29 protein-coding genes are annotated in these 26,091 nt (G+C 68.4%); 20 read left to right on the forward strand and 9 right to left on the reverse strand.

What is annotated here, in order from left to right; all coding sequences use genetic code 11:
- Nucleotides 1–6: 6 nt before the first annotated feature.
- The 3 genes from ACZ5UM_RS09630 to ACZ5UM_RS09640 are packed head-to-tail and all read right to left on the reverse strand — an operon-like array spanning nt 7 to nt 2,932.
- Complete coding sequence (locus ACZ5UM_RS09630) at nt 7–2,271, reverse strand: molybdopterin oxidoreductase family protein (protein ID WP_464843778.1); 2,265 nt, start codon at nt 2,269–2,271, stop codon at nt 7–9.
- A complete protein-coding gene (locus ACZ5UM_RS09635) occupies nt 2,244–2,513 on the reverse strand; it encodes a chaperone NapD (RefSeq protein WP_464843779.1) in 270 nt (89 codons plus the stop codon). The genes ACZ5UM_RS09630 and ACZ5UM_RS09635 overlap by 28 nt, the downstream gene beginning before the upstream one ends.
- Nucleotides 2,507–2,932, reverse strand: coding sequence for a NapC/NirT family cytochrome c (locus ACZ5UM_RS09640; RefSeq protein WP_464843781.1), 426 nt, complete (start codon nt 2,930–2,932; stop codon nt 2,507–2,509). The genes ACZ5UM_RS09635 and ACZ5UM_RS09640 overlap by 7 nt, the downstream gene beginning before the upstream one ends.
- Nucleotides 2,933–3,350: 418 nt before the next feature.
- Here ACZ5UM_RS09640 and ACZ5UM_RS09645 point away from each other — a divergent pair, with 418 nt between their 5' ends.
- Both ACZ5UM_RS09645 and ACZ5UM_RS09650 read left to right on the forward strand, forming a co-directional pair.
- A complete protein-coding gene (locus tag ACZ5UM_RS09645) occupies nt 3,351–4,391 on the forward strand; it encodes a sensor histidine kinase (RefSeq protein ID WP_464843782.1) in 1,041 nt (346 codons plus the stop codon).
- The gene (locus tag ACZ5UM_RS09650) at nt 4,388–5,080 is read left to right on the forward strand and encodes a response regulator (RefSeq protein ID WP_464843784.1); all 693 of its coding nucleotides are present in this window, start codon (nt 4,388–4,390) and stop codon (nt 5,078–5,080) included. Before ACZ5UM_RS09645 ends, ACZ5UM_RS09650 begins: the two co-directional genes overlap by 4 nt.
- Nucleotides 5,081–5,141: 61 nt before the next feature.
- Here the strand turns inward: ACZ5UM_RS09650 and ACZ5UM_RS09655 are convergent, their stop codons facing one another.
- Entirely contained in the window at nt 5,142–5,354 is a 213-nt protein-coding gene (locus ACZ5UM_RS09655; RefSeq protein ID WP_464843785.1) for a hypothetical protein, read from the reverse strand.
- A gap of 286 nt (nt 5,355–5,640) precedes the next feature.
- Here ACZ5UM_RS09655 and ACZ5UM_RS09660 point away from each other — a divergent pair, with 286 nt between their 5' ends.
- Both ACZ5UM_RS09660 and ACZ5UM_RS09665 read left to right on the forward strand, forming a co-directional pair.
- Nucleotides 5,641–6,294 carry a response regulator gene (locus ACZ5UM_RS09660; RefSeq protein ID WP_464843787.1) on the forward strand — a complete coding sequence of 218 codons (654 nt, stop codon included), beginning with the start codon at nt 5,641–5,643 and terminating at the stop codon, nt 6,292–6,294.
- Nucleotides 6,295–6,501: 207 nt separating this feature from the next.
- Nucleotides 6,502–6,939 carry a universal stress protein gene (locus ACZ5UM_RS09665; protein ID WP_464843788.1) on the forward strand — a complete coding sequence of 146 codons (438 nt, stop codon included), beginning with the start codon at nt 6,502–6,504 and terminating at the stop codon, nt 6,937–6,939.
- A 51-nt stretch (nt 6,940–6,990) separates the two neighbouring features.
- On the opposite strand, the gene ACZ5UM_RS09670 is transcribed toward ACZ5UM_RS09665, so the two are convergent.
- Nucleotides 6,991–7,758, reverse strand: a complete 768-nt coding sequence (locus ACZ5UM_RS09670; protein WP_464843790.1) for a patatin-like phospholipase family protein — start codon at nt 7,756–7,758, stop codon at nt 6,991–6,993.
- A gap of 199 nt (nt 7,759–7,957) precedes the next feature.
- Between ACZ5UM_RS09670 and ACZ5UM_RS09675 the strand changes: the two genes are divergently transcribed.
- From ACZ5UM_RS09675 to ACZ5UM_RS09690, 4 genes are all read left to right on the forward strand, one after another.
- The gene (locus tag ACZ5UM_RS09675) at nt 7,958–8,497 is read left to right on the forward strand and encodes a peroxiredoxin (RefSeq protein ID WP_464843792.1); all 540 of its coding nucleotides are present in this window, start codon (nt 7,958–7,960) and stop codon (nt 8,495–8,497) included.
- Nucleotides 8,498–8,514: 17 nt separating this feature from the next.
- Nucleotides 8,515–8,961 (forward strand): TlpA disulfide reductase family protein, encoded by a 447-nt coding sequence (locus ACZ5UM_RS09680; protein ID WP_464843794.1) that lies wholly within the window; start codon nt 8,515–8,517, stop codon nt 8,959–8,961.
- A gap of 177 nt (nt 8,962–9,138) precedes the next feature.
- Nucleotides 9,139–9,564 carry a hypothetical protein gene (locus ACZ5UM_RS09685; protein ID WP_464843795.1) on the forward strand — a complete coding sequence of 142 codons (426 nt, stop codon included), beginning with the start codon at nt 9,139–9,141 and terminating at the stop codon, nt 9,562–9,564.
- 126 nt (nt 9,565–9,690) lie between these two features.
- Nucleotides 9,691–10,905 carry a hypothetical protein gene (locus ACZ5UM_RS09690; RefSeq protein WP_464843796.1) on the forward strand — a complete coding sequence of 405 codons (1,215 nt, stop codon included), beginning with the start codon at nt 9,691–9,693 and terminating at the stop codon, nt 10,903–10,905.
- A gap of 134 nt (nt 10,906–11,039) precedes the next feature.
- Here ACZ5UM_RS09690 and ACZ5UM_RS09695 read toward each other — a convergent pair whose 3' ends face one another.
- From ACZ5UM_RS09695 to ACZ5UM_RS09705, 3 genes are read right to left on the reverse strand one after another with little or no spacing between them, the layout of a single operon-like run.
- The gene (locus ACZ5UM_RS09695; RefSeq protein ID WP_464843797.1) at nt 11,040–12,230 is read right to left on the reverse strand and encodes a (Fe-S)-binding protein; all 1,191 of its coding nucleotides are present in this window, start codon (nt 12,228–12,230) and stop codon (nt 11,040–11,042) included.
- Nucleotides 12,231–12,235: 5 nt separating this feature from the next.
- Nucleotides 12,236–13,609: an FAD-binding oxidoreductase gene (locus ACZ5UM_RS09700; protein WP_464843798.1), complete on the reverse strand. Its 1,374-nt coding sequence runs from the start codon at nt 13,607–13,609 to the stop codon at nt 12,236–12,238.
- A gap of 26 nt (nt 13,610–13,635) precedes the next feature.
- A complete protein-coding gene (locus ACZ5UM_RS09705) occupies nt 13,636–15,027 on the reverse strand; it encodes an SLC13 family permease (protein ID WP_464843799.1) in 1,392 nt (463 codons plus the stop codon).
- Between the two features lie 381 nt (nt 15,028–15,408).
- Here ACZ5UM_RS09705 and ACZ5UM_RS09710 point away from each other — a divergent pair, with 381 nt between their 5' ends.
- The 12 genes from ACZ5UM_RS09710 to ACZ5UM_RS09765 all read left to right on the forward strand — a co-directional run bounded on the left by ACZ5UM_RS09710 (nt 15,409) and on the right by ACZ5UM_RS09765 (nt 25,061).
- Nucleotides 15,409–15,636 (forward strand): 4Fe-4S dicluster domain-containing protein, encoded by a 228-nt coding sequence (locus ACZ5UM_RS09710; protein ID WP_464843801.1) that lies wholly within the window; start codon nt 15,409–15,411, stop codon nt 15,634–15,636.
- Nucleotides 15,629–16,780, forward strand: a complete 1,152-nt coding sequence (locus ACZ5UM_RS09715; protein WP_464843803.1) for a 2-oxoacid:acceptor oxidoreductase subunit alpha — start codon at nt 15,629–15,631, stop codon at nt 16,778–16,780. Before ACZ5UM_RS09710 ends, ACZ5UM_RS09715 begins: the two co-directional genes overlap by 8 nt.
- Before the next feature lies 1 nt (nt 16,781).
- A complete protein-coding gene (locus tag ACZ5UM_RS09720) occupies nt 16,782–17,612 on the forward strand; it encodes a 2-oxoacid:ferredoxin oxidoreductase subunit beta (protein WP_464843804.1) in 831 nt (276 codons plus the stop codon).
- Complete coding sequence (locus ACZ5UM_RS09725; RefSeq protein ID WP_464843805.1) at nt 17,609–18,127, forward strand: 2-oxoacid:acceptor oxidoreductase family protein; 519 nt, start codon at nt 17,609–17,611, stop codon at nt 18,125–18,127. The genes ACZ5UM_RS09720 and ACZ5UM_RS09725 overlap by 4 nt, the downstream gene beginning before the upstream one ends.
- Before the next feature lie 58 nt (nt 18,128–18,185).
- Nucleotides 18,186–19,889, forward strand: coding sequence for an aldehyde ferredoxin oxidoreductase C-terminal domain-containing protein (locus ACZ5UM_RS09730; protein ID WP_464843806.1), 1,704 nt, complete (start codon nt 18,186–18,188; stop codon nt 19,887–19,889).
- Nucleotides 19,874–20,107 carry a MoaD/ThiS family protein gene (locus ACZ5UM_RS09735; protein ID WP_464843807.1) on the forward strand — a complete coding sequence of 78 codons (234 nt, stop codon included), beginning with the start codon at nt 19,874–19,876 and terminating at the stop codon, nt 20,105–20,107. Before ACZ5UM_RS09730 ends, ACZ5UM_RS09735 begins: the two co-directional genes overlap by 16 nt.
- Nucleotides 20,108–20,298: 191 nt before the next feature.
- A complete protein-coding gene (locus ACZ5UM_RS09740) occupies nt 20,299–20,589 on the forward strand; it encodes a YfhL family 4Fe-4S dicluster ferredoxin (protein WP_273382237.1) in 291 nt (96 codons plus the stop codon).
- 147 nt (nt 20,590–20,736) lie between these two features.
- The gene (locus ACZ5UM_RS09745) at nt 20,737–21,954 is read left to right on the forward strand and encodes a serine hydrolase (protein WP_464843808.1); all 1,218 of its coding nucleotides are present in this window, start codon (nt 20,737–20,739) and stop codon (nt 21,952–21,954) included.
- 43 nt (nt 21,955–21,997) lie between these two features.
- Entirely contained in the window at nt 21,998–22,219 is a 222-nt protein-coding gene (locus tag ACZ5UM_RS09750; RefSeq protein WP_464843810.1) for a hypothetical protein, read from the forward strand.
- 24 nt (nt 22,220–22,243) lie between these two features.
- Nucleotides 22,244–22,702 carry a DinB family protein gene (locus ACZ5UM_RS09755; protein ID WP_464843811.1) on the forward strand — a complete coding sequence of 153 codons (459 nt, stop codon included), beginning with the start codon at nt 22,244–22,246 and terminating at the stop codon, nt 22,700–22,702.
- 306 nt (nt 22,703–23,008) lie between these two features.
- Nucleotides 23,009–23,929 (forward strand): tetratricopeptide repeat protein, encoded by a 921-nt coding sequence (locus tag ACZ5UM_RS09760; RefSeq protein ID WP_464843812.1) that lies wholly within the window; start codon nt 23,009–23,011, stop codon nt 23,927–23,929.
- A gap of 10 nt (nt 23,930–23,939) precedes the next feature.
- On the forward strand, nt 23,940–25,061 hold the full coding sequence (locus ACZ5UM_RS09765; RefSeq protein ID WP_464843813.1) for a threonine synthase: 1,122 nt from the start codon (nt 23,940–23,942) through the stop codon (nt 25,059–25,061).
- Between the two features lie 89 nt (nt 25,062–25,150).
- Here ACZ5UM_RS09765 and ACZ5UM_RS09770 read toward each other — a convergent pair whose 3' ends face one another.
- On the reverse strand, nt 25,151–26,038 hold the full coding sequence (locus ACZ5UM_RS09770) for an NAD(P)-dependent oxidoreductase (protein WP_464843815.1): 888 nt from the start codon (nt 26,036–26,038) through the stop codon (nt 25,151–25,153).
- Nucleotides 26,039–26,091: the final 53 nt, after the last annotated feature.

Here is a 26,091-nt window from a genome sequence, read left to right on the forward strand (position 1 = left end):
CACCGCTTACGCCTTCTCCACCCGCACGGCGCAGACCTTGTACTCCATCTGCTTGGAGGTCTCGTCGACCGCGTCGTTGGTGAGGAAGTTGGCGAGCCGTTCGATGCGGTCATCGTGCATGAGCAGCATGACCATGCCCTTCTGCGGGACCGCACGACCCCCGATGCGCGCGGTGGCGATGACCTGTCCGCGGCGGGAGGTCAGCCTCACCTCATCGCCGTTCCGGATGCCCAGCCGGGCGGCGTCCTCCTCGTGGATTTCGCAGTAGAACTCGCCCGCGCCCTTCATGATCTCGGGCACCCGCTTGGTCATGGTGATGGTGTGCCAGTGCTCGAGGATACGTCCCGTGGAGAGGAAGAAGGGGTACTCGTCGTCCGGCATCTCGGCCGGGTCCCGGTGCGGCCGGGCGTAGATGACCGCCTTGCCGTCCGGCTTGCCGTAGAAGTAGAGGCCCTTCCCCTCGGGCACGAAGGGGTCGTCGCCCTCCACGTACCGCTGGCCCGTTCCGGCCGGCTGCTTGTCGTTCACCGGCCACCGGATGCCCCGCTCCTGCCGGTACCGCTCGTAGGGCGCGTAGTCGTAGCCGGTGCTGCCGCCGCCCATCTTGCGGAACTCTTCCCAGATCACCTCGTTGGAGGTGTAGTGGCTGAAGTACTCGGCGTAGCCCATGCGCTTGGCGATCTCCAGCAGGATCCAGACGTCGGGCTTCGCTTCGCCCTTGGGCTCCACGGCCTTCGCCAGGTGCTGGGTGCGGCGGTCGGTGTTGCCGTAGATGCCCTCCTTCTCGCACCAGAGGGCGGCCGGGAGCACGACGTCGGCCAGCTCGGTGGTGCGGTTGTGGAAGGCGTCGAGGACGACCAGGAAGGTCTTCTCGCAGGCCGCCCGCACGGCGTTCAGGTTGGGAAGCGAGTGGGCCGGGTTGGTGCAGCAGACCATGAGCGCCTTGATGCGCCCGTCGCCCGCGGCCCGGAACATCTCGACCGTGTGGTAGCCGACCTTGTCCGACATGCGGGTGTAGTCGACGCCCCACACCGCGGCGACCTCCTTGCGGTGCTGCTCGTTGACCACCTGGCGGCCGCAGGGGAGCAGGTGGGACAGGCCGCCGCCCTCACGCACGGAGCCGCAGGCGGAGGGCTGCCCGGTGAGCGAGAAGGGGTTGTTGCCCGGCTGGCAGATCTTGCCCGTCAGCAGGTGGAGGTTGTAGATGGCGTTGTTCAGCCAGGTGCCCACGGTGCGCTGGTTGATGCCCATGCACCACAGGGACATGGTCTTGCGGCCCCGGGCGCCGATCTCACGGGCCGCCGTGCGGATCTCGTCGGGCGACAGACCCGTGATCGGGGCGACCTTCTCCGGGGTGTAGTCCTGCAGGAACTCGACATACTGTTCGAAAGTGATCGGGTTGCTGCCGTCGCTGAAGCTGGTGTGGCGCTCGATGAAGTCGGCGTCGTGCAGGCCCTCCTCGACGATCACCTGGGCGAAGGCGTTCAGCAGCGCCAGGTCGCTGCCGGGCCGGAAGGGCAGGAAAATATCGGCGATGTCGGCCACCCGGTGCCGGCGCGGGTCGGCCAGGATAACCTTGACGTCCTTGCCCGTCTGCTTGCGGGTGGTGATCCGGGAGTAGACGATGGGGTGCGCCTCGGCGGTGTTGGAGCCGATGATGAAGAAGGTGTCGGCATGTTCGATGTCGTCCAGGTTGCCCATCGGCTCGTCCTTGCCGAAGGTGGAGAGGAAGCCGGCCACGGCCGAGGCCATGCAGGTGCGGGGATTGCCCTCGACGTTGTTGGTGCCGATGCAGCCCTTGAAGAGCTTGTTGGCGATGTAGGTCTCCTCCGCCAGATTCTGTCCGGAGCCGTAGAAGCCGACCGAATCGGGTCCGTACTGGTCGACGGCCTCGCGGAACTTCGCCGCCACCAGGTCCAGCGCCTCGTCCCACGAGGCCTCGGTGAGCTGGCCGTTCTTGCGGATGAGCGGCTTCAGGATCCGGCCTTCCTCGGTGTTCATGATCCGGTCCAGGTAGTAGCCCTTCACGCAGAGCAGGCCCTTGTTGACCGGGTGCTCCGTGTCGCCCTTCACGGCGACCACCCGGTTGTCCTTGGCGGCGACCATGACGCCGCATCCGACGCCGCAGTAGCGGCAGACCGTCTTGTGCCACGTGGCGCCTTCGGTTTCAGGGTTCTCCTTCGGGGCAACGGGCTTGGGCGTGCATCCGGCCGCCGCCAGGGCCGCGGCGAGGGCCGATGCCTTTACGAAAGCACGGCGGGAGAGCTGCATGTCCCATCCTCCTCAACGGCGCGAATATAGGTCGGCATCACGGCGTAGACGCCGGGAATGGCGCGCAGGCGGTTGACCGCCTCCACCGACGCCTCCGTGCTGGGGGATTCCAGGACGCCCACCAGGCAGCCGGGCTGGCCTCCCGGCGTGATGTCGGAAAGCTCCGGCATGCGGGTCAGCCGGGCCAGGACGGCCTCGGTCCGGCCCGGATCGCACTGGAACACCAGGCCGCTGATCACCATCTCCGATCCTCCCTCACGCCGTGCGGGTCGTCGAAGTGGCAGTTGAGACAGCCGCGGTTCTCCGGGGCCTGGACGTGGTCGGTGTAGATGTGGCAGGCGATGCAATTGTCCAGCAGGATCTTCTCGTCCTCCGGCTTCAGCTCGATGTTGGCGTCGCCCGTGATGGTCGCCCACACGTGCTTGATGCCCTTCTCGTACTTGGCCGGAATCGAGGCGGCCCCGTGGGGCAGGTGGCACTCGGAGCAGGAGACGGCGGCGTGAACGGACTCGGCGTGCGTCGCGCGGAACTCCTGCATGCTGTGGCAGGCGGCGCAGGTCGCAGGCTCCGCACCGGTCGCGGTGAGGGCTGTCGGACCGGCCAGGAGCGCAAGAACGACGACGGCGGCGACGGTGCCGATGATCCACCAGCGCTTCGTCACACAGATCCCTCCCGATGGGTGGCTTTACCGTTCAGGGTACCAGCGAAGAATTGCAGGAGGCTTACACGAGTATTGCGATAACCTTGGGCAGGGTTAGAGAAAGTACTAAAAAAGACGGGGGCAGGGTCTACCGCCGCCGTGTTGCGTGAATACTTGTATCTACTACCTCGTTTTCATATTTCACGCATGAACCGGGGGAAGGGATCGGCGCGAGAAGCAGCGAATGTAGACTTTTGAGCTATCGACACGGGTTCGACAGGCGCGCGGATCCGGTCCGTGATCTAAGGCGCCCCTCGTAGAGCCCGAGCGGTGGTGAGAGGAAAGGGTGAGCGATGTGACGCGGAAAGCAGAGATCGCCGGCGCCGGCGTGAACCGCACGCCCGGGCCCGGGTGCGCACTGGGGGTCGCGGAGGTCTAGATGCGGCTGCTCTCGTACCTTCACAGCCGGACCAGCCTGTTCACGAAGGTGCTGGTGGCCAACGCCGCCATCGTCGTGATGGGCTCGATCTGTGCGGTGCTCATCGCGACCCACTTCTGGAACAGCCAGGTGCACTCGCCCATCTGGGAGTTCGGCCTGATCGCCGTCGGCCTGGCGGTGTCGCTGGGCGTCAACTACGCCCTGCTCCGGGTAGCCTTCCGCCCGCTTTTCACCCTGCACGCGACGCTGGACAAGGTGCGGCGCGGCGACTTCTCCGCCCGGGTGCCCATGGTGCCCGGGGACCCCGACATCGCCCGGGTCACCGAGATGGCCAACCTGATGCTCGACCGGCTGGCGGAGCACCGGCAGGCCGTGGCTGCACAGATCCTCCGGGCGCAGGAGGAGGAGCGCAAGCGCATCGCCCGGGAACTGCACGACGAGACGTCGCAGTCGCTGACCTCCATCGTCGTCAACCTGGAGGCCATCGAGCAGCTGGCCGGCGGCAGCGGCATCGACGAGGCCCTGCGGGAGCGGCTGCGCCTGACCAAGGAGGTCGCGCAGCGCACCCTGGACGAGACCCGGCGGCTGATGATGGACCTGCGCCCGTCGGTGCTGGACGACCTGGGACTGGTCCCGGCCCTGCGCTGGTTCATCCACCACCGGGTGCTGCCCGCCGGACTGGAGGCCGACTTCCAGGTGAGCGGCCTCGGCTCGAGGCTCCCCGAGGAGCTGGAGACCGCTTTGTTCCGGATCATGCAGGAAGCGATCACCAATGTGGTGAAACATGCGAAAGCCAGCACCGTCATCGTGCGGCTCTACCGGGAGCACGGCGCGATCACGGGGCTGGTGATCGATGACGGCAAGGGATTCCATGTGGTGCAGACCGTGGGGCAGCCGGTGCGGGACCGGGGGCTCGGCCTGTTCGGCATGCAGGAACGGGCTGCCCTCGTCGGGGGCAAGGTCGTGGTGGAGTCCGCACCGGGCCGGGGGACCACGGTGAGGGTGACGGTTCCCGATCGCAGAGGGGGGGACGTGCGTTGAGTCCGATTCGTGTGCTGCTGGTTGACGATCACGCCATCCTGCGGGAGGGCATCCGGTATCTGCTCTCCGCCAGCGGCGAGGTGGAGGTGATCGGCGAGGCCCAGGACGGCGTCGAGGCCCTGGACATGGTGGAAAAGCTTAAGCCCGACGCGGTGCTGATGGACATCGCCATGCCGCGCATGAATGGCATCGAGGCCACCAAGGAGCTCAAGAAGCGCCACCCCGATCTGCCGGTGCTGATCCTCTCGATGTACGACAGCGAGGAGTACGTGCTGCCCATCTTGCGGGCGGGCGCCGCGGGCTACGTGCTGAAGCGGGCCGCCGCGCAGGAGCTGGTTTCGGCGCTGAAGGCGGTGACCTCGGGGCAGGTGATCCTGCATCCGGACGTCGCCCGCACCGTCATGGACAACCTTCAGGAGCAGGAGAACGCGCCGGGGCCGGCCGCGGCGCCCCGCGGCGCCTCAGAGGCCCAGGCGCAGCTGGCCCAGCTCACCGAACGGGAGCGGGAGGTGCTGACCCTCATCGCCCACGGCCTGACCAACCAACAGATCGCCGAGAGGCTGTTCATCTCCATCAAGACCGTGCAGGCGCATCGGGCGAATCTCATGGAAAAGCTCGACCTGCATGACGCGGTCGAGCTCACCAAGTTCGCCATCAAGAGCGGCCTGCTGCCGCTTGACGAGATCTGATCCCGCAGCGGGACCGGAAAGGCGCAAGTGGCAGCAGGCCACTTGCGCCAGCGGGCGCTCTTCAGCGCGTGAGGCCGGGCGCCGTGACGTGGACGGTCAGCCGGCGCTGGGGGCGAACGTCGTAGACCAGCCCCTCGTACAGCACCGTCAGGTTGCCCAGCGACACGGCCCGCAGGCCCGGCAGGTACTCCAGGTCGTCCACGTCAAACCCCGGTTCTACGTGAATGGAGATGGTGCGGCCGTTCAACAGCTTGAGCTGCAGCTCGTTGAACACGTTTCCGCCTCCTCCCGTGCGTTGCAGGGTGTGCGAGGACACGGTTCTGCGCCGTTTCGTGCGAACCCGCGTCGGGCCAGGGTGACATGAACGTCCGCGCTTAGTATCCCCCGTTTGTGTGCGCGGCCCGCGAGTAGCCGCCTAACACAATGGGTAAGACTAGGCTATAATAGTCATTGAAGTAGCCAAAATGGCTCGACCGCAACTTTTCGACTAGGGCGTGGGATCGGTTGTCCGGTATCCCCTGTCGTGATAAAGTCTAGATGGAGAGGAGGGCACCCGAACGATGAAAGTCTTGATCGTAGATGATCACCTCATGCTTCGGAAGGGTGTACTGAGTGTCCTTTCGAATAGCGATCTTGAGGTCGTCGGCGAGGCATCGAACGGTCAGGAAGCCCTGGAGCTGGTACCCAAGCTCAAGCCTGATCTGGTGCTGATGGACATCAACATGCCGGTGCTCGATGGGGTGGAGGCGACCAAGAAGCTGAAGCAGATGTACCCGGATCTCAAGGTCGTCATCCTCACGGTCTCGGAGATCGACAAGGACCTCTTCGAGGCCATCAAGGCCGGCGCGGACGGCTACCTGCTGAAGAACCTGGGGCCTGAGGAACTGGTCTCCTCTCTGCGCGCGGCCATCTCCGGCGAGGCGCCCATCTCGTCGGTCATGGCGGCCAAGATGCTGAAGGAGTTCCGCCAGCCGCGCGCCACGACCGCAGGCAAGCAGCCCGGTCAGCAGCTCTCGCCCCGGGAGATTGAGGTCCTGCGCCTGGCTTCCACCGGCCTGACCTACAAGGAGATCGCGGCCAAGCTGTACGTGGCCGAGTCCACGGTGAAAAACCACATGCGGCATATTCTCGAGAAGCTGCATCTGCGCAACCGCTCGGAGGCCGTAGGGTACGCCATCCGGACGGGGCTGGCCGGCGAACCGCCGACGCGGTAACGAAGAATAGGAAGGCCACCTGTGCAGACAGGTGGTCTTTTTCGCTCTCTTGTGACTTGGATTAGTCCGGAAATTAGTCTACATTGGAATCAGTCCAACGAACGATTCCAGTCTACCCCACGGCACGGCTATGATTCAGACAGAAGAATCGTGCTGTACCGGTGGGGCGCGGCACCCCGACCGTGTATATGGAGGAGGCGATGGGTCGTGAAAAAGATCCTGCTCGCGACCGATGGCAGTGAGAGTTCCCTGCATGCCGCCCGGATAGCGGGGGAGCTGGCCGCGCTGCAGAACGCGCAGGTCATCTGCCTCTACGTGGCGCATGTCCCCCGCGCCTATTACGCCACCGATGAGTTCGGGAACAAGGTGACGCCCGAAGTGCCCATGGATGTCCTGATCCGGCGCACCGGTGAGCCTATCCTGCGGAAGGCCGTCTCCGCGCTCGGCCTGCCCGAGTCGCAGGTGGTCACCGAGGTGCAGGTGGGCGAACCGGCCGAGGAGATCGTCGATTACGCCCGGCTGGAAGAGGTCGACCTCATCGTCATGGGCAGCCGCGGCCTCAGCCCCATCAAGGAACTCCTGCTGGGCAGCGTGTCGGACAAGGTCCTGCGGACCGCGCCGTGCCCGGTACTGATCGTCCGGTAGTACCCCATACAGGCTCACCCCGGCCGCCGGAGAAGCGCTGGCGGCCGGGTCCTAGTTCGCGTCCCAGAAGGCCCTGACGGCTCCGGCCAACTCCCCGCCCTGGCGGCGTCCGGCCGTCAGGGCTTCAAAGATCCGGGCGGGATCCATCAGGTTGTCGCCGAAGACCTGCAAGGTCGCCGCGTCGGGCAGCACCACCATCACCCGGGAGCCGCCGGCCTCCAGCGCGGCCCGTTCCTTCTCCAGCATCTCGTGGCCCAGCGGGTACTTGGGCACGCCCATGGGCGCGACGATCAGCACCCGCTCGAATCCGGCGGCCTGGTCGGCGTGGGTGCCCGAGCGCGCCCCGCCGTCCAGGTAGCGGCGCCCGTTGATCTCGACCGTCGGGAGCAGGTTGGGCACGGCGCAGCTGGAGGCCAGGGCGCGGGCCAGGGGCACGCCCGAGTCGCGCGTCCACATCACGGCCTCGCCGGTCTCCACGTCCACGGCAGAGATGCGCAGGGGCTGCGGCGGCCACGGCGCGTCGCCCAGGGGCGCCTGGAAGAGCCCGACCCATTCCGCCTCGGTGAGGCCGACCCCCGTCGCCACCTTGGCCACCGCGCTCGGCGGGAGGCCCATGCCCGCCTCCACCAGCGCGGTGAGCTGCGCCGGGTCGATCCCGTACCGGATCAGCGTGCCGACCACGGAGCCGGCCGAGGTGCCCACCACCAGGTCGGCCCGCGCGAGGTCCACGTTGGCCTCCTTCCAGGCGGCGGCCAGCCCCACCATCCAGGCGATGCCCAGCACGCCGCCGCCTCCCATCACCAGCGCTCTCGTCGTCATGTCGGCTAGCTCCTTTCCACAACAGCAGTATGGCAAAGATCAACAATGGAGATACTGGGTCTGGCGCCGCGCTTGTCGACGACCGTGGGCCTGTCTTGATAAAGTCGTAACATTCAAGACGTAACTCTTCCCATGAGCGCGGCGTCACAAAGACGGAGTCCCTTAGATTGATTCTAATTTGCAAGGAGGTCTCAGCTGCATGCGACTGGTTGGCAAGCCGGCTCCTGACTTTACGATGCTGTCCACCAAGGACCTGGACAATCTCGATCAGACCGTCAGCCTGGCCGATTACCGGGGCAAGTGGCTCGTCCTGTTCTTCTATCCGCTGGACTTCACCTTCGTGTGTCCCACGGAGATCACGGCGTTCAACGACCGCGTCCAGGAGTTCAAGGACCTCGACTGCGAGATCCTCGGCGTCTCGGTGGATTCCATCTACTCGCACCGGGCCTGGATCCGGACGCCGCGTGAGGAGGGCGGCCTCGGCCCCGTCAACTACCCGCTGGCCTCCGACATCACCAAGGAGGTCTCCAAGGCCTACGGCGTGCTGATCGAGGAGGAGGGCGTGGCCCTGCGCGGCCTGTTCATCATCGACCCCGAGGGCATCGTCCGCTACCAGGTCGTCCACGACAACAACATCGGCCGCAACGTGGATGAGGTGCTGCGCGTGCTCGAGGCCCTGCAGGCCGGCGGCCTGTGCGCGGCCAACTGGAAGCCCGGCGACGCCCTGCTCCAGGCGTAACGAAGGAGGCCTGCTCCATGCCCATGCGCCTTGGCAGCCCGATGCCGCCCCTCGAAGGGGCGACGGGCTCCTACAACGCGGAAGGCTTCGATCCCGGTTCGCTGGCCGGGCATCCGACGCTGGTCCACTTCTGGGCGGTGTCCTGCCACATCTGCCACGAGGTCATGGACCAGGTGTCGCAGTACCGCGACCAGTACGGGCCGAAGGGGCTGAAGGTGGTCGCCATCCACATGCCCAAGGAGGAGGGCGACCTCGACACGGCCAAGGTCGAGCGCGACATCCAGCAGTACGGCATGACGCAGCCGGTGCTGCTCGACCACCGGCATGCCCTGGCGCAGGCGTTCCAGAACCAGTTCGTCCCTGCCTTCTTTCTCTTCGACGCCCAGGGAAACCTCTTCTTCCGGGCCGCGGGAGACAAGGGACTCCAGAACCTCGGCCCCAAGCTGGAACAGCTTTTCGCCTGATTCTTTCGGGCTACTGCGGCCGCCCCGAGCGGGGCGGCCGCTACTGTTCCCGTCGTAGGGCATCCGCTCCAGCCCGCAGGCGCCGCAAATCACAGGGGGCACCGATGGGAGCGGCGCCGCCCGAGGGTTATACTGAGCCCAGCAGGGCCGCGGCGCGCGGCGAGGGGGCGATCGGTCATGGGCTGGAAAACGGTGCGGGATCTCCTGCCGCTGCTCGTGCTCCACGTGGCGGCCGCCGCGGTGCACGCGGCGAGCACCGTCGGCCTTTCCGGGCGGCCGGGCGCCGCGTACGAGGTCGCCCTGGCGTTCCTGATGCTGGTCGTGCCCATGTCGGCCGTGCTGGCCCTGCTCTCCGGGATGCGCCGCCTGGGCGCCGCACTCTTCTTCCTGTCGTACTTCGGCGTCCTCGGCCTCACCCTCGTGGGCTATCTGGGCATGAACCTGCTGGTCGTCGCCTTCTACGCCGACCCGTCCCTCTTCCGGACGACCTTCTTCATCAGCGCACTGGTCATGCCGGTGATTCAGATCTACGGCATGCTGGAGTCGCTCCGGACGTGGGGCCTCATCGCCGAGCCCCAGCGCAACCGGTTGTCGGTGAAGTGACCGCCGGAGGCTCCCACCACACCGGTGGGGGCTTTCTCGTGTCCGGTGACCTTCGTCACGGGGCGGACCGGCGGAATCTGGGTATTGTCAAAGCAAAGCGTACGTCCCGACAGGAGGTCTACGCCTATGCACGCGGCCAACGTCCTGCTCCGCGCTTCATCCTGGTGGCTGGCGGCGGTGCTGCCCCTGGGCGTCTTCATCCGCTCGGCCTTCGTCTGGCTCTACACCCCGGGCCCCTTCTACTGGGGCGATCTCATCCACGCCCACAGCCACACCGCCTACTTCGGCTGGGCGGGCCTCGGGCTGATGGGGCTCATCCTGCACGTCCTGCCCCGCTTCACCGGCCGGCCGGTGGCCGAGTCCCGGCCCCTGACCTGGCTGCTGCGCCTTTCTCCGTGGGCGGTGGGCGGCGCGCTCGTGACCTTCGCCCTGTGGGGCTACAACGGTCCCTCCATCGCCTTCGCCACGCTGAACGAAGTGCTGTGGGTCCTCTTCGCCGTCGTCTTCTGGCGGGAGGTGCGGGGGGTGCCGGTGCGCCGGTGGCCGGGCCCGCTTTGCCTGCTGGGCGCGGCGGTGCTCCTGCTGCTGCTCTCCATCTCCGGCACCACGCTGGTCATCCTCTCCGAGGCCGTGCTCGACGGCGCGTTCCCGCTGCTCTACCAGGCCGGCGTCTACCTCTTCCTGCAGTACTTCGGCGACGGCTGGCTGGAGGCAGGGCTGATGGGCATCGTGCTGGCCCTGGCCGGGGTGCGGGGGGAGGGCAGGCCGCTCCTTTCCAGGCTGGCCCTCGCTGCCCTCGTGCTGAACGGCCCGGCCGCCCTGCGCATGCTCATCCCCCGGGGGCTGGAGGGGCCGCTGGTGCCGGTGTCCCTCGTCGCCGGCGCGCTGCTGGGCCTGGTGCAGCTCGCGTTCCTGGGCTTCGCCCGGCGGCTGCCGCTGCCGGAGCGCGCCCGGCCCTGGTGGCGGCTGGCGGGGCTCAGCCTGGCGGTCAAGGCCGTGCTGGAGTTCGCACCCCTGCTGCCCGTGTGGTCAGACTGGGCCCTGAACCGCAACCTGGTCATCGGTTTCCTGCACCTGAAGCTGCTGCTGGTGGTCTCGGGCGCGCTCCTGGGCGCGATGGCCGCCGTGCGCGGCCCGGCCAGCCGCTGGGCGTTCCGGCTCTTCGGCGCGGGCTCCGTCGCCATGGTCGCCGCGCTGTTCGCCCACGGCCTTGTGGCCGACCTGGTGCCGGCGACCAGCCGGCCGCTCTACGCCCTGGCCTTCGCCGCCTCCTTCCCTGCGGCGGCGGGCGGGATCTGGGGAGCGATACGGCTGCGGCCGGAGGACGGCAGGCTCGCTTAGTGGATCGGGAGCGGCGCGTCGGGATGGCGCCCGCCCGGATGCCGCCAGTCGGGGTGCAGCGCATAGCCGGATACGAGGCGGCGCCCGATCTCCCGCCGGGGGAAACCGGGCGCCGTTTCTGTTTCCTCAGGCCCCTACTCGCCCATCAGGCCGTAGGACCGGGCCAGCAGCTCCACGGGGTGGCGCAGCGCCGCGTCCACGCCGGCCTGCCGCAGCGAGGCGGCGATCTGCATCGAGCAGCTCGGGCAGCCGGTGGCCACGACCTCCGCCTCGGTGGCCGCGATGTGCGCGGCCTTGGTGGCCCCGACTCTCCGGCCCAGCTCGGGGTGGGTGAAGGCGAAGGAACCGGCTCCGCCGCAGCACACGTCCGCGCCCTTCATCTCCACGTAGGAGACGCCGGGGATCGACTTCAGGATCTCCCGCGGCTGCGCCGCCACCTTCTGCTCCCGCACCATGTGGCAGGAGTCGTGGTAGGTGACCCGGGCCTCCACCTTCCGCTCCGGCTCGCGGTAACCGAACTTCACCAGAAACTCGGCGACGTCGTAGACCCGGCCGGAGACCGCTCTGGCCTTCTCCGCGTACTCCGGGTCTGCGGCCAGCAGCCGGCCGTACGCCTTCAGCATGGAGCCGCAGGTGCCGCAGTCGGTCACGATGGCGTCGTAGCCCGTGAGGGCGTCCACGTTGTGGCGGGCGTGCCGCAGCGCCCCCTCGTGGTCGCCCATCGAGCGGTTGGGCATGCCGCAGCACTGTACCCTAGGCGATTCCACCCGGTAGCCGTTGTGCACCAGCACCCGGTGCGTGGCCTCGGCCACGTCGGCGTACACGAAGTTCATCATGCAGCCGGCGTAGTAAGCGATCCGCATCTTGGCCCCGGTCTCGGGTCCGGACGGCAGCCGCCGGCTCTGGTACGGCGGCCGGGCGATGGGCGGCGCGAAGCCGAGGGCCCCCATCTTCTGCAGCAGCGCGCCGCCCCAGGTGCCGAGGTTCAGCAGCGCGGGGGAGCCGAGGCCGGTGAGGGCCGCCCGGGAGAAGAGAGGAAGGCCAAGCTGTCTGGCCACCTCGGCCCGGGCTTCCAGGAAGAGGTCGGTGGTGGGCACCGAGCAGGGACAGCTCTTCTGGCAGGCTCCGCAGAGCAGGCAGTCGGAGAGCCGGTCCCGCAGCGCGGGCGTCACCTGGAGCGTGCCGTCGACGACCGCCTCGATCAGGGCGACCTTGCCGCGCGCGGCCATGCCCTCATGCTGGGTGTGGGTGTAGAGCGGGCAGATCGTCGTACAGGTGCCGCACTTGTTGCAGCGGTAGAGTCCCGCCAGGTCTGTAATCTGCACGATCCTCACCCCCAGATCTTGCCCGGATTCAACACCCCGCGCGGATCGAGCGCCTGCTTGAGTGTCTTCATCAGGTTGATCGTCTCGGGGGTCAGCGCCTTGCCCAGGAAGGGCTGCTTGCTGAGGCCGATGCCGTGCTCGCCGCTCAGCGTGCCGCCCAGTTCCACCGCCGCGTCGAAGATCGCAGCAATGGCCTTCTCCACCCGCTCCATCTCCACCGGATCCCGCCGGTCGGTGAGGATGTTGGGGTGCAGGTTGCCGTCGCCGGCGTGCCCGAAGATGACGATGGGCAGGTTGAACTCGTCGCCGATCTTCTGCACCCGGCGCACCATCTCCGGGATGGCGCTGCGGGGCACGCTGATGTCCTCGCCCATCTTGGTCGGGCGCAGCCGGGAGATGGCCGGCGAGATGGCCCGGCGGGCCTTCCACAGATCGTTGGACTCCTGGGCGTTGCGGGCGGTCTTGAACTCCCGCACGCCGAGACCCCGGCAGACCCGCTCGATGGTGGCGGCCTCGGCTTCCACCGCCTCCGGCATGCCGTCGGCCTCGATCAGGAGAATGGCCTCGGCGTCGCGGGGCAGCCCGAGGTTCAGGTAGTCCTCCACTGCGACGATCGACCGGTTGTCCATGATCTCCAGCGCGGCCGGGATCACGCCCGCGTGCAGGATGCCGGTCACGGCCTCGGCCGCGGTATCCAGCTGGTCGAAGATGGCCAGCATGGTCTTCTTCGCCCGGGGCTTGGGGATGAGCTTCAGGATGGCCTCGGTGATGATGCCCAGGGTGCCCTCCGAGCCCACGAAGAGCTGCACGAGGTTGTAGCCCGTGACGTTCTTGATCTGCTTGCCGCCCAGGTGGACGATGTCGCCGCTGGGCAGCACGACTTCCAGGCCCATCACGTAGTCCTTTGTGACCCCGTACTTCAGGCAGTGCATGCCGCCCGCATTCTCGGCGATGCTGCCCCCGATGGTGCAGTAAGCCTGGCTGCCGGGGTCGGGCGGGTAGTAGACGCCGGCCTCGTCGGCCGCCTTCTGGAGGTCGCCGACGATGACGCCGGGCTCGACGACGGCCACCATGTTGGCCAGGTCGATTTCCTTGATGCGGTTCATCGGGGCCAGGGACAGCGCGATGCCGCCCCTCGCCGGGACCGAACCGCCCGAGAGCCCTGAGCCGGCGCCCCGGGGCACGACCGGGACCCCGTGCTCCGTGGCGTACTTCATCACAGCCGACACGTCCTGAGCCGAGCGGGCGAGCACGACGACGTCGGGCATCACCTTGGTGCTGGTCGCATCATAGGCGTACAGGAACCGGTCTTCCGCCGAGTCCAGCACCTGCTCCGGGGTCAGGAGCCGGCGCAGATCAGATGCCAGTCCAGCCGTCACCGGAATGCCTCCTCATCCTTTGGTTATCAGAACAGGCCGAGCCAGGACCAGTACGTGAAGACCACCAGGGAGAAGAAGATACAGGCCACGATGCTGGCGAGGACGCCGGTCTTCAGCAGGTCCTTCATGGGGATGTACGGAGTGCCCGTGATCACGGCGTTGGGCATGTTGGACACCGGCAGCATGTACTGGTGGTGCATGTTCAGGCCCAGCGGCAGAGCCAGGAACAGCGGGTTCACGCCGATGGCCGCGGCGTGGGCGATGATGACCGGGGTGAGCGCCGTCGTCTTGGGACCGCCGCCGGTGAAGAAGACCTGCAGCGCGGTCACCAGCCAGATCAGGCAGACCGCCTGGATGGTCAGGGGCAGGCCGGCGATCGGCGAGAGGCCCACGCTGGCCAGCCACTTCGCCGCGCCGGACGAGGACAGCGCACTGCCCATGGAGAGGCCGGCGCCGTAAAGGATGAAGACGTTCCACGGTACCCGGGCCTGGGCTTCCTTCCAGGTGATGGGCCCCACGCCCGGGAGCAGCAGGGCGGCCATGGTGCCGAAGCCCACGACCACGGCCTTGATGCCGTGGAAGGAGTCGGTGGCCCACAGGATGACGGTGGCCAGGAAGACGAGGAGCACGTAGATCTCGTCGCGGGTGGTGGGCCCCAGCTTCTGGAGCTCTTCCTCCAGATACGTGATGCCGCCGCCGAGATCCTCGTGCTCCGGCCGCCACAGCCAGATGATCATGAAGACGAAGATGATGCCCAGGATGAGCGCGGGCGGGAAGCCGTACTTGAACCAGGTTGCCCAGCCGATGTACTGCCCCGTGGCCTCCTCGATGAAGGCGGCGGTGGTGGGGTTGCCGACGTGGGCGGTCAGGACGCCGATGGAGAGCGCCGTGCCGGCGATGGCCACGATGAACAGCAGGCCGCGCATGAGCTTGCTGTCTTCCTTCGCGCCGAACGCCTCGCCGATGCCGAGCAGGATGGGCAGCATGAGCAGCGTGCGGGCCGTGATCGAGGGCACCAGGAAGGTCAGCACCGTCATGACCGCAAAGACGGCCCAGTAGGTGGCGATGCTCCGGCCCCCCACCGCGCGCAATATCTGCAGCGCGATGCGGCGGGAGAGCCCCGTCTTCTCCATGGCCGCCGCCATGACGAAGCCGATGACGATGAGCCACAGGGACGTATTGGAGTACCCCGCGAGGGATCCGCTCAGCGAGACGGCCCCGGTCACCGCCAGAAGGAAGACGATGAAGATTCCCGATACCGCGTCGCTCATCGCCTGCGTGAACCAGATGACGATGGCGAACAGCGCGATGCCCAGGGCACGCTGTCCTTCGACGGACAGGTCCCCCGACGGGGTCCAGAGGAAGCCGACACCGAACAGCAGGAGGAAGGCCACCAGGATACTCAGCCACTTCTTCAAATCCGAGCACCTCCAAAGCATGATGGCTTGCTGCTATCGAGCAGCCGGCCCGGCCGGCTGCGGAAGCCTGTTTGAGGGTGCACACGTCCGGAAACTGCGGCCGTGTGTGTGGATGGGGTGGCCAGACGTCTGCGTCGGATGCCGGGTGGGTGGTCGGGGCCAATAGGTCCGGCATAGGACAGTCGCGAATCGCCTTACGCGCATTGTACTTAACGCCGCAAATATGCGGAATGACGAAAAGAAATCACTTGCTGATGTGGTCACGACGTGCGCCGAAAGTGCCACCGTTTGAACCTGTCGGCTTAATCAAGTCAATAGGCACCACTTGCAGAGGCGGATTGATTACGATGGTGAGGAGAACGGTGGATTGGAGGAGGACCGATGGCAAGCAAGCCCAGAAGATTTTCCATCGTCATCAACACCGCATACTGCAAGGGCTGCGAAATCTGCATCCAGGTCTGTCCCAAGAAAGTGCTCGCGCTGGACGACCGGCAGAAGGCCTTCGCAAATGCCCCGGAGCAGTGCACTGGCTGCCTCAACTGCGAGATCTACTGTCCGGACTTCGCCATCGACGTCTCGGAGCTGGAGGAGGTGAGCCTGCATGTCTAGCCCGGCGGCACCGACCCGCAGAAAGGTCCTCATGCAGGGCAACGAGGCCATCGTGGAGGGCGCCATTGCGGCTGGCATGCGCTTCTTCGCCGGCTACCCGATCACCCCGTCGACCGAGATCGCCGAGCTCGCCAGCGAGCGCCTGCCCGCCGCCGGCGGCCGGTTTATCCAGATGGAAGACGAGATCGCCTCGATGGCGGCGGTGGTGGGCGCCTCGCTCGCGGGGCGCAAGGCCATGACCGCCACCTCCGGCCCCGGCTTCTCCCTGAAGCAGGAGAACCTGGGCTTCGCCGCCGAGGCCGAGGTGCCGTGCGTCGTCGTGAACGTGCAGCGGCAGGGGCCGAGCACCGGCCTGCCCACGGCCCCCGCCCAGGGCGACGTGATGCAGGCGCGCTACGGCGCCCACGGCGACTATGCGGCGATCGTCCTGTGCCCGGCCTCGGTCGGCGAGGCCTACCGGCTGGCGGTGCGGGCCTTCAACCTGGCGGAGCGGTTCCGCATGCCGGTCATCCTGCTGGCCGACGAGATCATCGGCCACCTGCGGGAGTCGGTGGAGCTGCCCGATCCGGCGGAGCTGACCATCGTGGACCGGGCGCGGCCCAGCCTGCCCCCCGGAGAGCACAGACCGTACCGCCCCGGCCCCGACGGCGTGCCGGTCGTCCCGGATTTTGGCACGGGCTACCGGTTCCACGTCACGGGCCTGATCCACGGCGAGGACGGCTTCCCCACCAGCAATCCCCGGGTGGTGGAGGCCGCGGTGCGCCGGCTGACCTGCAAGGTGACGGACCACCTGGACGAAATCTGCGAGGCCGAGGAACTGCTGGTGGAAGACGCCGAGGTCGTCGTCTTCGCCTACGGCGGCACCGCACGGGCGGCGCGGCGGGCGGTGCGGGAGGCGCGGGCGAGGGGGCTTCGGGCCGGGCTCTACCGGCCGGTCACGCTCTGGCCGTTCCACGACGAGCGGGTGCGTGCGGCGGTGGCGGGGAAGCGGGCCGTCATCGTGCCCGAGCTCAACCTGGGACAGATGGCGCGTGAGGTGGAGCGCGCCGCCCGCGGCGGCACGCGGGTCGTGCCGGTCAACAAGGTGGCCGGTGAGCCGCTCACCCCGGGCGAGATCCTCACCGCGATCGAGGAGGTGTTCTGAGGTGGCGATTGCAGGCAAGGTCCCCGTCAAGCGCTATCTGCGCCAGGCCAAACTCCCGCACATCTGGTGCCCCGGCTGCGGGCACGGCATCGCGCTTCAGGCCCTGATCCGGGCGATCCATCGGGTGGGGCTCTCTCAGGACAACACGGTCATCGTCAGCGGCATCGGCTGCTCTTCCCGCGCGGTGGGGTACCTGGACTTCGACACGCTGCACACCACCCACGGCCGGGCGCTGGCGTTCGCCACCGGCATCAAGATGGCCAACCCCGACCTGAACGTCATCGTCATCTCCGGCGACGGCGACGCCGCGGCCATCGGCGGCAACCACCTCATCCATGCCGCCCGCCGCAACATCGGCATCACCTGCGTCTGCTTCAACAACACCATCTACGGCATGACCAGCGGCCAGTACTCGCCGCTCACGCCGACCGAGGCGTACGCCACCACGGCGCCCTACGGCAACATCGACACCCCGTTCGACCTGTGCGAGCTGGCCCGGGCGGCGGGCGCCAGCTACGTGGCGAGGTCCACCAGCTACCAGGCCCGGCAGCTGGAGCGGCTGATCGCCAAGGGGCTGGAGAACGACGGGTTCTCCTTCATCGAGGCCGTGGTGCAGTGCCCCACCTACTTCGGCCGGAAGAACAAAATGGGCGACGCGTTCAACATGATGAAGATCATGCAGGAGCGGTCGGTGCCCGCCAGCCGGGCGGCCTCCATGACCGCGGAGGAGCTGGCCGGCAAGATCGTGGTGGGCGAGCTGTGGCACCAGCCGCGGCCCGAGTACACGAAGCTGTATGACGCCGTCATCGGGAAGGCAGGTGGCCGGCAGTGAAGCAGATCATGCTGACAGGCTCGGGCGGACAGGGGATGATCCTGGCCGGCATCATCCTCGCCAAGGCGGGCATCCGCGACGGCTACGAGGTCACCCAGACCCAGTCCTACGGGCCGGAGGCCCGGGGCGGCGCCAGCCGGGCCGAGGTCATCCTGGATACGGAGGTCATCGACTTTCCGAAGGTGACGCAGGCGGACGTGATTCTGGCGATGACCCAGGAGGCCGCCGACAAGTTCCACACGAAGCTGCGCCCGGGCGGCACCTTCATCGTCGACCCGCAGTTCGTGCACACCGTGCCGGCGGTGGACGGCGAGGTGCACCGGGTCGAGATCACCCGCCTGGCCCGGGAGGCCACGGGCCGGGCGATCACGGCCAACATCGTGGCCCTGGGGGTCCTCAACCGGATCTGCCGGCTGGTCAGCGACGAGGCGCTGGCGGCGGCAGTGCTGGAGACGGTGCCCCGCGGCACCGAGGAAGCCAACCGCAAGGCGCTGGAGGCCGGAATGGCGGTGTAGAAGAGGAAGTCTCCCTCCTGCCGCCGAATTCTGGCGGCAGGAGGGAGGCGCAACGGTCGTGGAACAGATCCTGCGAATCGACATGACGAAGGGGACAGCGCGCCTGGAGCCGCTGCCCGGCGAGTACCGGCTGCTGGGCGGGCGGGCCCTCACGAGCCGCATCGTGGCGGATGAGGTCGACCCGCTCTGCGACCCGCTGGGGCCGCACAACCGGGTGGTGCTGGCTCCCGGCCTGCTTTCCGGGACCGTGCTGTCCAGCTCCAACCGGCTCTCGGCCGGGGCCAAGTCGCCGCTCACCGGCGGAATCAAGGAGGCGAACGCGGGCGGCAACACGGCCCTGCGGCTGGCCCAGTGGGGCATCCGCGCGGTGGTCGTCGAGGGCGCAGCGCCGCCGGGGGCGTGGTACATCGCCGTGGTCGGGCCGGAGGGCTGCCGGCTGGAGCCCGCCGGCGATCTGGTCGGCCTGGGCAGCTACGCCGCGGCGGAGCGGCTGCTGGCCCGGTTCGGGCGACGGTCCGCCCTCGCCCTGATCGGCCCCGCCGGCGAGATGCGCATGAACGTCGCAGGGATCGCCGCCACGGACCCGGAAGGGCGGCCCAGCCGCGTCGCGGCCCGGGGCGGCTTGGGCGCCGTGATGGGCGCCAAGGGGCTGAAGGCGCTGGTGGTGCTGGATCCCGGCGCCGGGGCCGTGCCGGAGATGGCTGACCCGGCGGCCTGGCGGGCGCACACCCGGCCCTACCTGCAGGAGCTGAAGGAAAGCCCGGCCATCGCCCGGTACCGCAACTTCGGCACCGCGGCCACGCTGGAGCTGGTGAACAAGCTGGGCGGCCTGCCCATCCGGAGCTTCAGCCGGGGACAGGACGAGGCCGCCGAGGCGATCACGGGCATCCTGATGGCCGACCTCATCCGGGAGCGGGGCGGGCAGGTCAGCCACGCGTGCATGACCGGCTGCGCGATTCAGTGCTCCAACACCTGGGCTGACCCCGAGGGCCGCGAAGTCACGTCGGCCATGGAGTTCGAGTCGAATACGCTGCTCGGGGCGAACCTGGAGATCTTCGATTTCGACGCGATCGCCCGGTTCGTGCACGCGTGCAACGACCTGGGCATCGACACCATCGAGACCGGCGCGGCCATCGGGGTCGCGATGGCGGGCGGGCTGCTGCCCTTCGGCGACGTCGACGGCGTGCTCGACCTCTTCGACCAGATGCGGCGCGGCACGCCGGTGGGCCGTCTGATCGGCGCCGGCGCGGCCACGGTCGGCCGCGTGCTGGGCGTGCGGGAGGTGCCCGTCGTGAAGGGCCAGGCGATGGCCGCCTATGACCCGCGGGTCATCAAGGGCAACGGCGTCACCTACGCGACCAGCCCGATGGGGGCCGACCACACGGCCGGCAACACCATCGGCGCCCGGGTGGACCATCTCGACCCGGCCGGCAAGGTGGCGCTCAGCCGGGAGCTGCAGATCACTGCGGCCATGCTGGATGCGCTGGGCATGTGCAGCTTCTCCCGGGCGGCTTACATGCCCCACGAAGCCCACTTTCTGGAGCTGATCCGGGCCCGCCATGGCACGGAGGTGTCGGCAGAGGAACTGCGCGCGCTGGCGCTCTCCACCATTCGGACTGAGGTGGCCTTCAACCGGCGGGCGGGGCTGGGACCGGAGACCGACCGGCTGCCCGAGTGGATGCGGGAGGTGCCCCTGCCGCCCCACAACGCGGTCTTCGACATTCCGCAGGAGGAGCTGGATGCCATATGGCAGGAGAGGTGACCGTTCACCTGGAGGTGTACGTCCCGCTGCAGGGTGCCCGCCGCTGGACCGGCACGGCCTCGGTGCCCGCCGGGACCACGGTCGCGGAGCTGCCCGCGCTGGTGGGGCTGGCGGAGCCGGACCTGGTGACGCTGATCAACGGCCGGAACGCGGCGCCCGACCGGGTACTGGCCGAGGGGGACCAGGTGGTGATCCTGCGCCCGTCCGAGGGAGGCTGAGGGGCGCGCCGTCCGCCGTTGATAACCATTCTCATCCAGAAAACAGCCCCCGGCGGCCTTGACTGCTACGGGCCCGAACGGTATCCTTATAGTGTGTTTTGCATACCCATGTGGGGTTTGAGGGGCTAAGTAACCATTCGGGCTGCACACCACAGCTATGTCGGCGTGCGCCTCAAAGGAGGAGAAGATCCGTGGCCGTAAAGATTATCGATACGTGCATCTCGTGCGGCGCCTGCGAACCGGAGTGCCCCAACGAGGCCATCAGCCCGGGCGATACCATTTACGTCATCGATCCTGACAAGTGCACCGAGTGCTACGGCTTCTACAGCGAGTCTCAGTGCATGGCCGTTTGTCCGGTCGAGTGCATCGTCCCCGATGAGGATCACGTCGACGACGTCGAGAGCCTGACGGCCAAGTTCAACCGGCTGCATCCCGGCGCCGAGATGAAGAACACCGACAGCTGGGTGAAGCCTGGTTCCTAAAGGATACGGCGAGCAGGGCGGTCCTGGCGACCGCCCTTTTCTGTTATTTATGTAATCAGAATACTCAGCATTTGCCCGCAACCCTGGGGACCACGTCGGCGTCTTAGGAGAGGGAACAGAGAGAACGAGGTCAGAGGTGGGCAGCGCGTGCGTCGGGCGGTGATCCTGGGCGTCTGTTGGGGTGTGCTGGGACTGTTGGCGGCGGTCGGCGCCGTCTGGCTGCTCGTGCAGCCGGCGGAGCCGGCCGCGGTCGCGTCGTCGCCGGCGGACGGGCCGGAGACCGCAGGCCCTGTGGCTGCTGCGGCTCCCGCGGGGCCGGTCGGCCAGGCGGGGGAAGGGGAGGAGGGCCCCGTGTACAGGGCCTCCAAACCGCCGGATGGGGCTCCGGCGGGCGATGCGCCCACGGTGAGGGCGCGGGCGGATGGCGCGCCGGGCGGTGGTGCACACGCCGGTGGCGCACAGGCCGCCGATGCCCGGGCGGCCCGCGGGCAGGCCGCGCCCGCGGCATCCGCTTCCGGGCTGCCGCCGGCGTCGCACCCGCTGGCGGACTACCAGCCGATGCACGTGGAACCCGTGGAGCCGATCCTGCCCGATCCGCCGGCCGTCGTCCCGGAGCCGTGGCAGGGGCTGCACGAGACGGTCTATGCCATCGCAGCCGAGTTTCCCGGGCGGATCAGCGTGGTGGCGGTGGACCTCACCACCGGGAGCCGCTACGAGTTCCGCGCCCGCGACCCGTACCTGCCTGCCTCCACCTTCAAGCTGCCGGTCACCCTCTGCGTGCTCCAGGCCATCGAGGCCGGGGAGCTGGCGTGGGACAGTCTGATCACCTACACGGAGGCGGACTGGGAGCCTGTGGGGGCGGGGAACTTCGCCACGGCGGCCTTCGGGAGCCGGTGGACCGTCCGCAACCTGGTCGACCGCTCCCTGATCTCGTCCAACAACGTCGCCGTCAAGATGCTGGCCCGCACCCTCACGTGGGAGGGGCTGCTGGCGTGCACCACCGAGATGGGCGGGCCGGTCACCCGCACGGAGGAGGGCTCCACCCCCGTCAGCGCCGCGGACGAGGCCGCCTGGTGGCTGCGCCTGTGGGAACTGAGCCAGGAGAAGCCCGGGCTGGCGGAGGAGCTGCTCCGGCCGCTCCGCAGGGTCACCTACACGGGACGCATCCGGGCCGGCACGCCCCGGCCCGACCTGGTCACCCACAAGTTCGGCACCTACGCCGGCTACGACCACGACGGGGCCATCGTCTGGGGCGAACGGCCCTACGTCCTGGTGGTGCTGACCTACGGGGGTGGTGAATACCAGGCCGACCGGGCCATTGAACGCATCGCGGCCGCCGCGTGGGAGGCCGTCCACGATCCGTAACCATACCCTGACCGGCGCCAACGGCGAGGGCGATTGCGCCGCCATGGGCCTGGCTCCGCTGGTGGTGGCGGAGGTATTCCGGCTCATCCGGCAAATCAATGAAGAGGGCACCACCGTCCTGCTGGTGGAGCAGAATGCCCGGCAGGCCCTGCGCACCGTCCATTGGGCGTGCTTGGTGGGGACGGGCCGCATCCCGCTGGCCGGGGCGGCCGCGGCCTCGGCGCGGGACCGGCGGGCGGCCGCAGCGTACCTGGGCGGACGGTAGCCACGTTCGGAGGGAGGGCACGACATGCTGGCCTTTGACCTGTATCGGCACTGGGAGACTGATCTGCGCCCCTTCACCGTGAGCGCCCTGCGGCGCATGACCCCGGAGCAGCTGGCCTGGAAGCCGGAGGGCTGGCACTCCAGCGCCTGGCAGCTCGCCGAGCACATGGTGCTGGCGGAGTGGATCTGGATCTACCGCAACGCCCTGAGACGGGTGCCCTGGGAGGCGCGCTGGGAGTACGGCCGCTTCTCTGATCTGGACAGCCTGCTGGCGTACTGGGCCGAGATCCACCAGGTCACCGTCGAGTGGCTGAAGGACACGCCGGTCAATCAGCTGGGCCAGAAGCTGCCGATGCCTTACCCCGACATGCCCTGGGCGACGATGGACTGGGTGATCTACCACGTGATGGAGCACGAGATCCACCACCGGGGCCAGATCTTCATGCTGATGCGCATGCAGGGGATCGACCCGCCCGAGATCTGACGCGTATCGGGGCCTCCGAACGAAGGCCCCTTTACTATTGTCTCAACGGTGCCTACGGGGGCGTTACCCCTGCAGTTGAGTCCAGGCACGAAAACCGCCTGCTGCCACCGCGGCGGTCGGGTGGGGTGGCCGTGCAGGTCGACCAGAACGCCTCGTTATGTCAAACGGAGAATGCCACGCAGTGTTCAGCGTGGCGAGTGAGCAAACCAGAATCGTGTGCGTCCACCGTGACGGGTGTATGATAATGTATTGAAGTCCGGCGGTCCCGGACAGGACCGCCGCAACGTCCCGGGAGGAGGTGACCGCATGCGATCGCGCGCCCGGATGCTCGGACGGTACGCCTTCTTCCTGGAGCGGTTCCGGGGCCGGTACGACCTGGCGGAGACCTACTACCGCCGGGCCCTTGTCCGGGACCCGGAGGACGCCCGAACCCGCTGGAACTACGCCGTGTTTCTCGAAACCGTGCGCGGCCGGTACGACGAGGCCGAAGCCCAGTACCGCGCCGCCCTCCGCCTCAGCCCCAACGATCCAGCGCTGCTGGGCGACTACGCCGACTTCCTGGAGCACGTGGCCGGGGACGCAGACCGGGCCGAGCGCTACTACCGGCGCGCCCTGGAGGTGAACCCCCTCCACCCGGGCAACCTGACCAACTACGCGACGTTCCTGACGGAGGTGCGGGGCGAGCACGGGCGGGCGGAGGCGCTGTACCAGCGGGCGCTGGAGGTGGCGCCCCTGCACCGGAATGCCCTCTTCAAGTACGCCCTCTTCCTGACCGACGTCAAGCAGGCGTACGCCGACGCCGCGGACCTCTACCGGGTGGCGCTGGAGGCCTACCCCGGCAACGGGGCGATCATGGCCAACCTGGCTGGCGTGCTGCTGCTGGGCGGGGAGGAGGAAGAGGGGCGCCGGATGCTGGGGGCGTGCCTGCGTCACCCGGCTTTGCAGCGGCCCGCCGCCGACGCGGCGGAGGTGTGGTTCTACCAGGTGGTCCACGGCGACGCCGCCCGGCGGCCGGAGGCGCTGCGCCGCCTGCGCCGGCTGCTGGAGGCGGGCGTCCGCTCGCCGGGCTTTCAGCTGGGGCCCCACGTGGCGATCGCCCGGGAGCGGGGCCATCCCTGGGCCGCGTGGCTGGGGCCGCTGGCGGGCGTGCTCACCGGCGACGAGGACCCCGGTGTGCTGGACGGCTGGGACGCCTGGGCTGCGGCCAGGACTGAACCCGTGCACTAGGAGGGAGAAAATGCTCACCTGCAGTCACTGCCATCAGACGTACCCGGAGACCGAGCCCCGCTGGCGCTGCGCGTGCGGCGCCTACCTGCTGCTGCAGTCCGGCCGGATGTTCCGCCGCGACGACCTGGCCCGCCGTCCTCACACCCTCTGGCGGTACCACGAAGCGCTGGGCCTCGAGCGCAGCGAGCATGCGGTCTCGCTGGGCGAGGGGTACACGCCGCTCGTCGCCGACGCGCTGTTCGACCAGCCCGTCTTCCTGAAGCTGGACTTTCTCAACCCCACGGGGTCGTTCAAGGACCGCGGTTCGGCGGTCATGATCAGCAAGCTGAGGGAGTGGGGCGTGCGCGAGATCGTGGAGGATTCCTCCGGCAACGCCGGCGCCTCGGTGGCGGCCTACGCGCGCCGGGCCGGCATCACGGCGCACATCTACGTGCCGGCCTACACATCGGCGGGAAAGACGGCGCAGATCCGCATGTACGGGGCCGACCTCGTCAGGGTGGACGGCTCCCGGGAGGAGACGACCCGGGCTGCCCTGGAGGCGGCCGGCCGGACGTTCTACGCCAGCCACAACTGGAGCCCGTACTTCGTCGCCGGCCTGAAGACCCTCGCCTACGAGATCTGCGAGCAGCGGGGCTGGCAGGCGCCCGACTGGGTGGTTGCGCCCGTCGGCGGCGGCAGCCTCGTGCTGGGGCTCTACCTCGGCTTCACCGACCTGCTGAAGGCCGGCCTCATCCCCCGGATGCCCCGCATCGCCGCCGTGCAGGCGGCCGCCTGCGCCCCGGTGGTCCAGGCGTGGCAACAGCGGCTGCACGACGTCCCCGCCGTGGACAAGCGGGAGAGCGCCGCCGAGGGCATCGTCATCGCCCGGCCGGTGAAGGGCAGGAGCATCCTGGAAGCCCTGTACAACAGCGAAGGTGTTGCCCTGGCGGTGACTGAGGAGGAGATCTGGTCGATGGCCCGCACGCTGGCCGAGAAGGGGATCTACGCGGAGCCCACCGCCGCTGCGGCCCCTGCCGCGGTCCGACAGCTGTTCGGGCAAGGCCTGGCGGGCGCCGGATCCAGCGTGGTGGTTGTGCTGACCGGCACGGGCCTCAAGGCGACGGACAAATACCTCGAACACCTCGGGCACTAGCGGCTGCCCGCAGCGAACCCGGAGCATGGGAGACCCCCGGGCCGGACGGGACCCGGGGGTTTCCATGGGACACAAGGCGCTGATACGCTTCAGGATCCGGCGCGCACCTTCACACCGGCGAGGTCCTCCAGCGGACGGATCAGCGCGGCCTGGTCGGCGCTGCCGTAGCCGGCCGCACGGGCCTCCTCCAGCAGCTGCTGCGTGACGGCGCCCAGGACCATGCGGACGTTCTCGTCCTTCCCCAGCTCGACCGCCAGCGCCACGTCCTTGTGCAGGTGGTCGATGGAGAAGGCCGCGTCGAACTTGCCGGGGAAGACAAACTGGGGGATGTTGCGGGCGATCTGCGCCGAGTGGCCGGTCGCTCCGGAGATGATCTCGTAGAGCGCCTTGGGATCCACGCCCGCCTTGGTGCCCAGCACGAAGGCCTCGGCCATCGCCGCGGTGTGGATGCCGACCAGGAGGTTGTTGCACAGCTTGGCCACGGACCCGGCGCCGACTGGCCCCAGGTGGTGGATCTGCTTGCCCTCGATCTGCAGGTAGGGAAGGACCGCCTCGAAGGCCGCCTTGTCGCCGCCGCACATGATGGTGAGCGTCCCGGCCTCCGCACCCCAGGGGCCGCCGGAGACGGGGGCATCGATGAACTGCACGCCCTTCTCCGCGCACATCGCCGCGATGCGCCTGGCGTCCCGCACGCCGATGGTGGAGTGGTCGACGAAGATGTCGCCGGGCTGCGCGCCCTCCAGCGCCTGCCTGAGGATGCTCTCCACCACGTCCGGCGTGGAGAGGCAGGTGAAGAGCACGCGGGCGTTCCGGGCCACCTCCGCCGGGCCGGCGGCCCGCTGTCCGCCCTCGGCCACCAGCTCGTCCACCACCGATGTGGTGCGGTTGTACAGTGTGACGGTGTGTCCGGCCTTGATCAGGTTCCGCGCCATGTGCCGACCCATGCGACCGAGTCCGATGAATCCGAGGTTGGCCATGTCCGTACATCCTCCTCTGCGCAAACTGCAAGTACATCCTACCACAACCGTGG

This window comes from Symbiobacterium ostreiconchae (genome assembly GCF_055396975.1).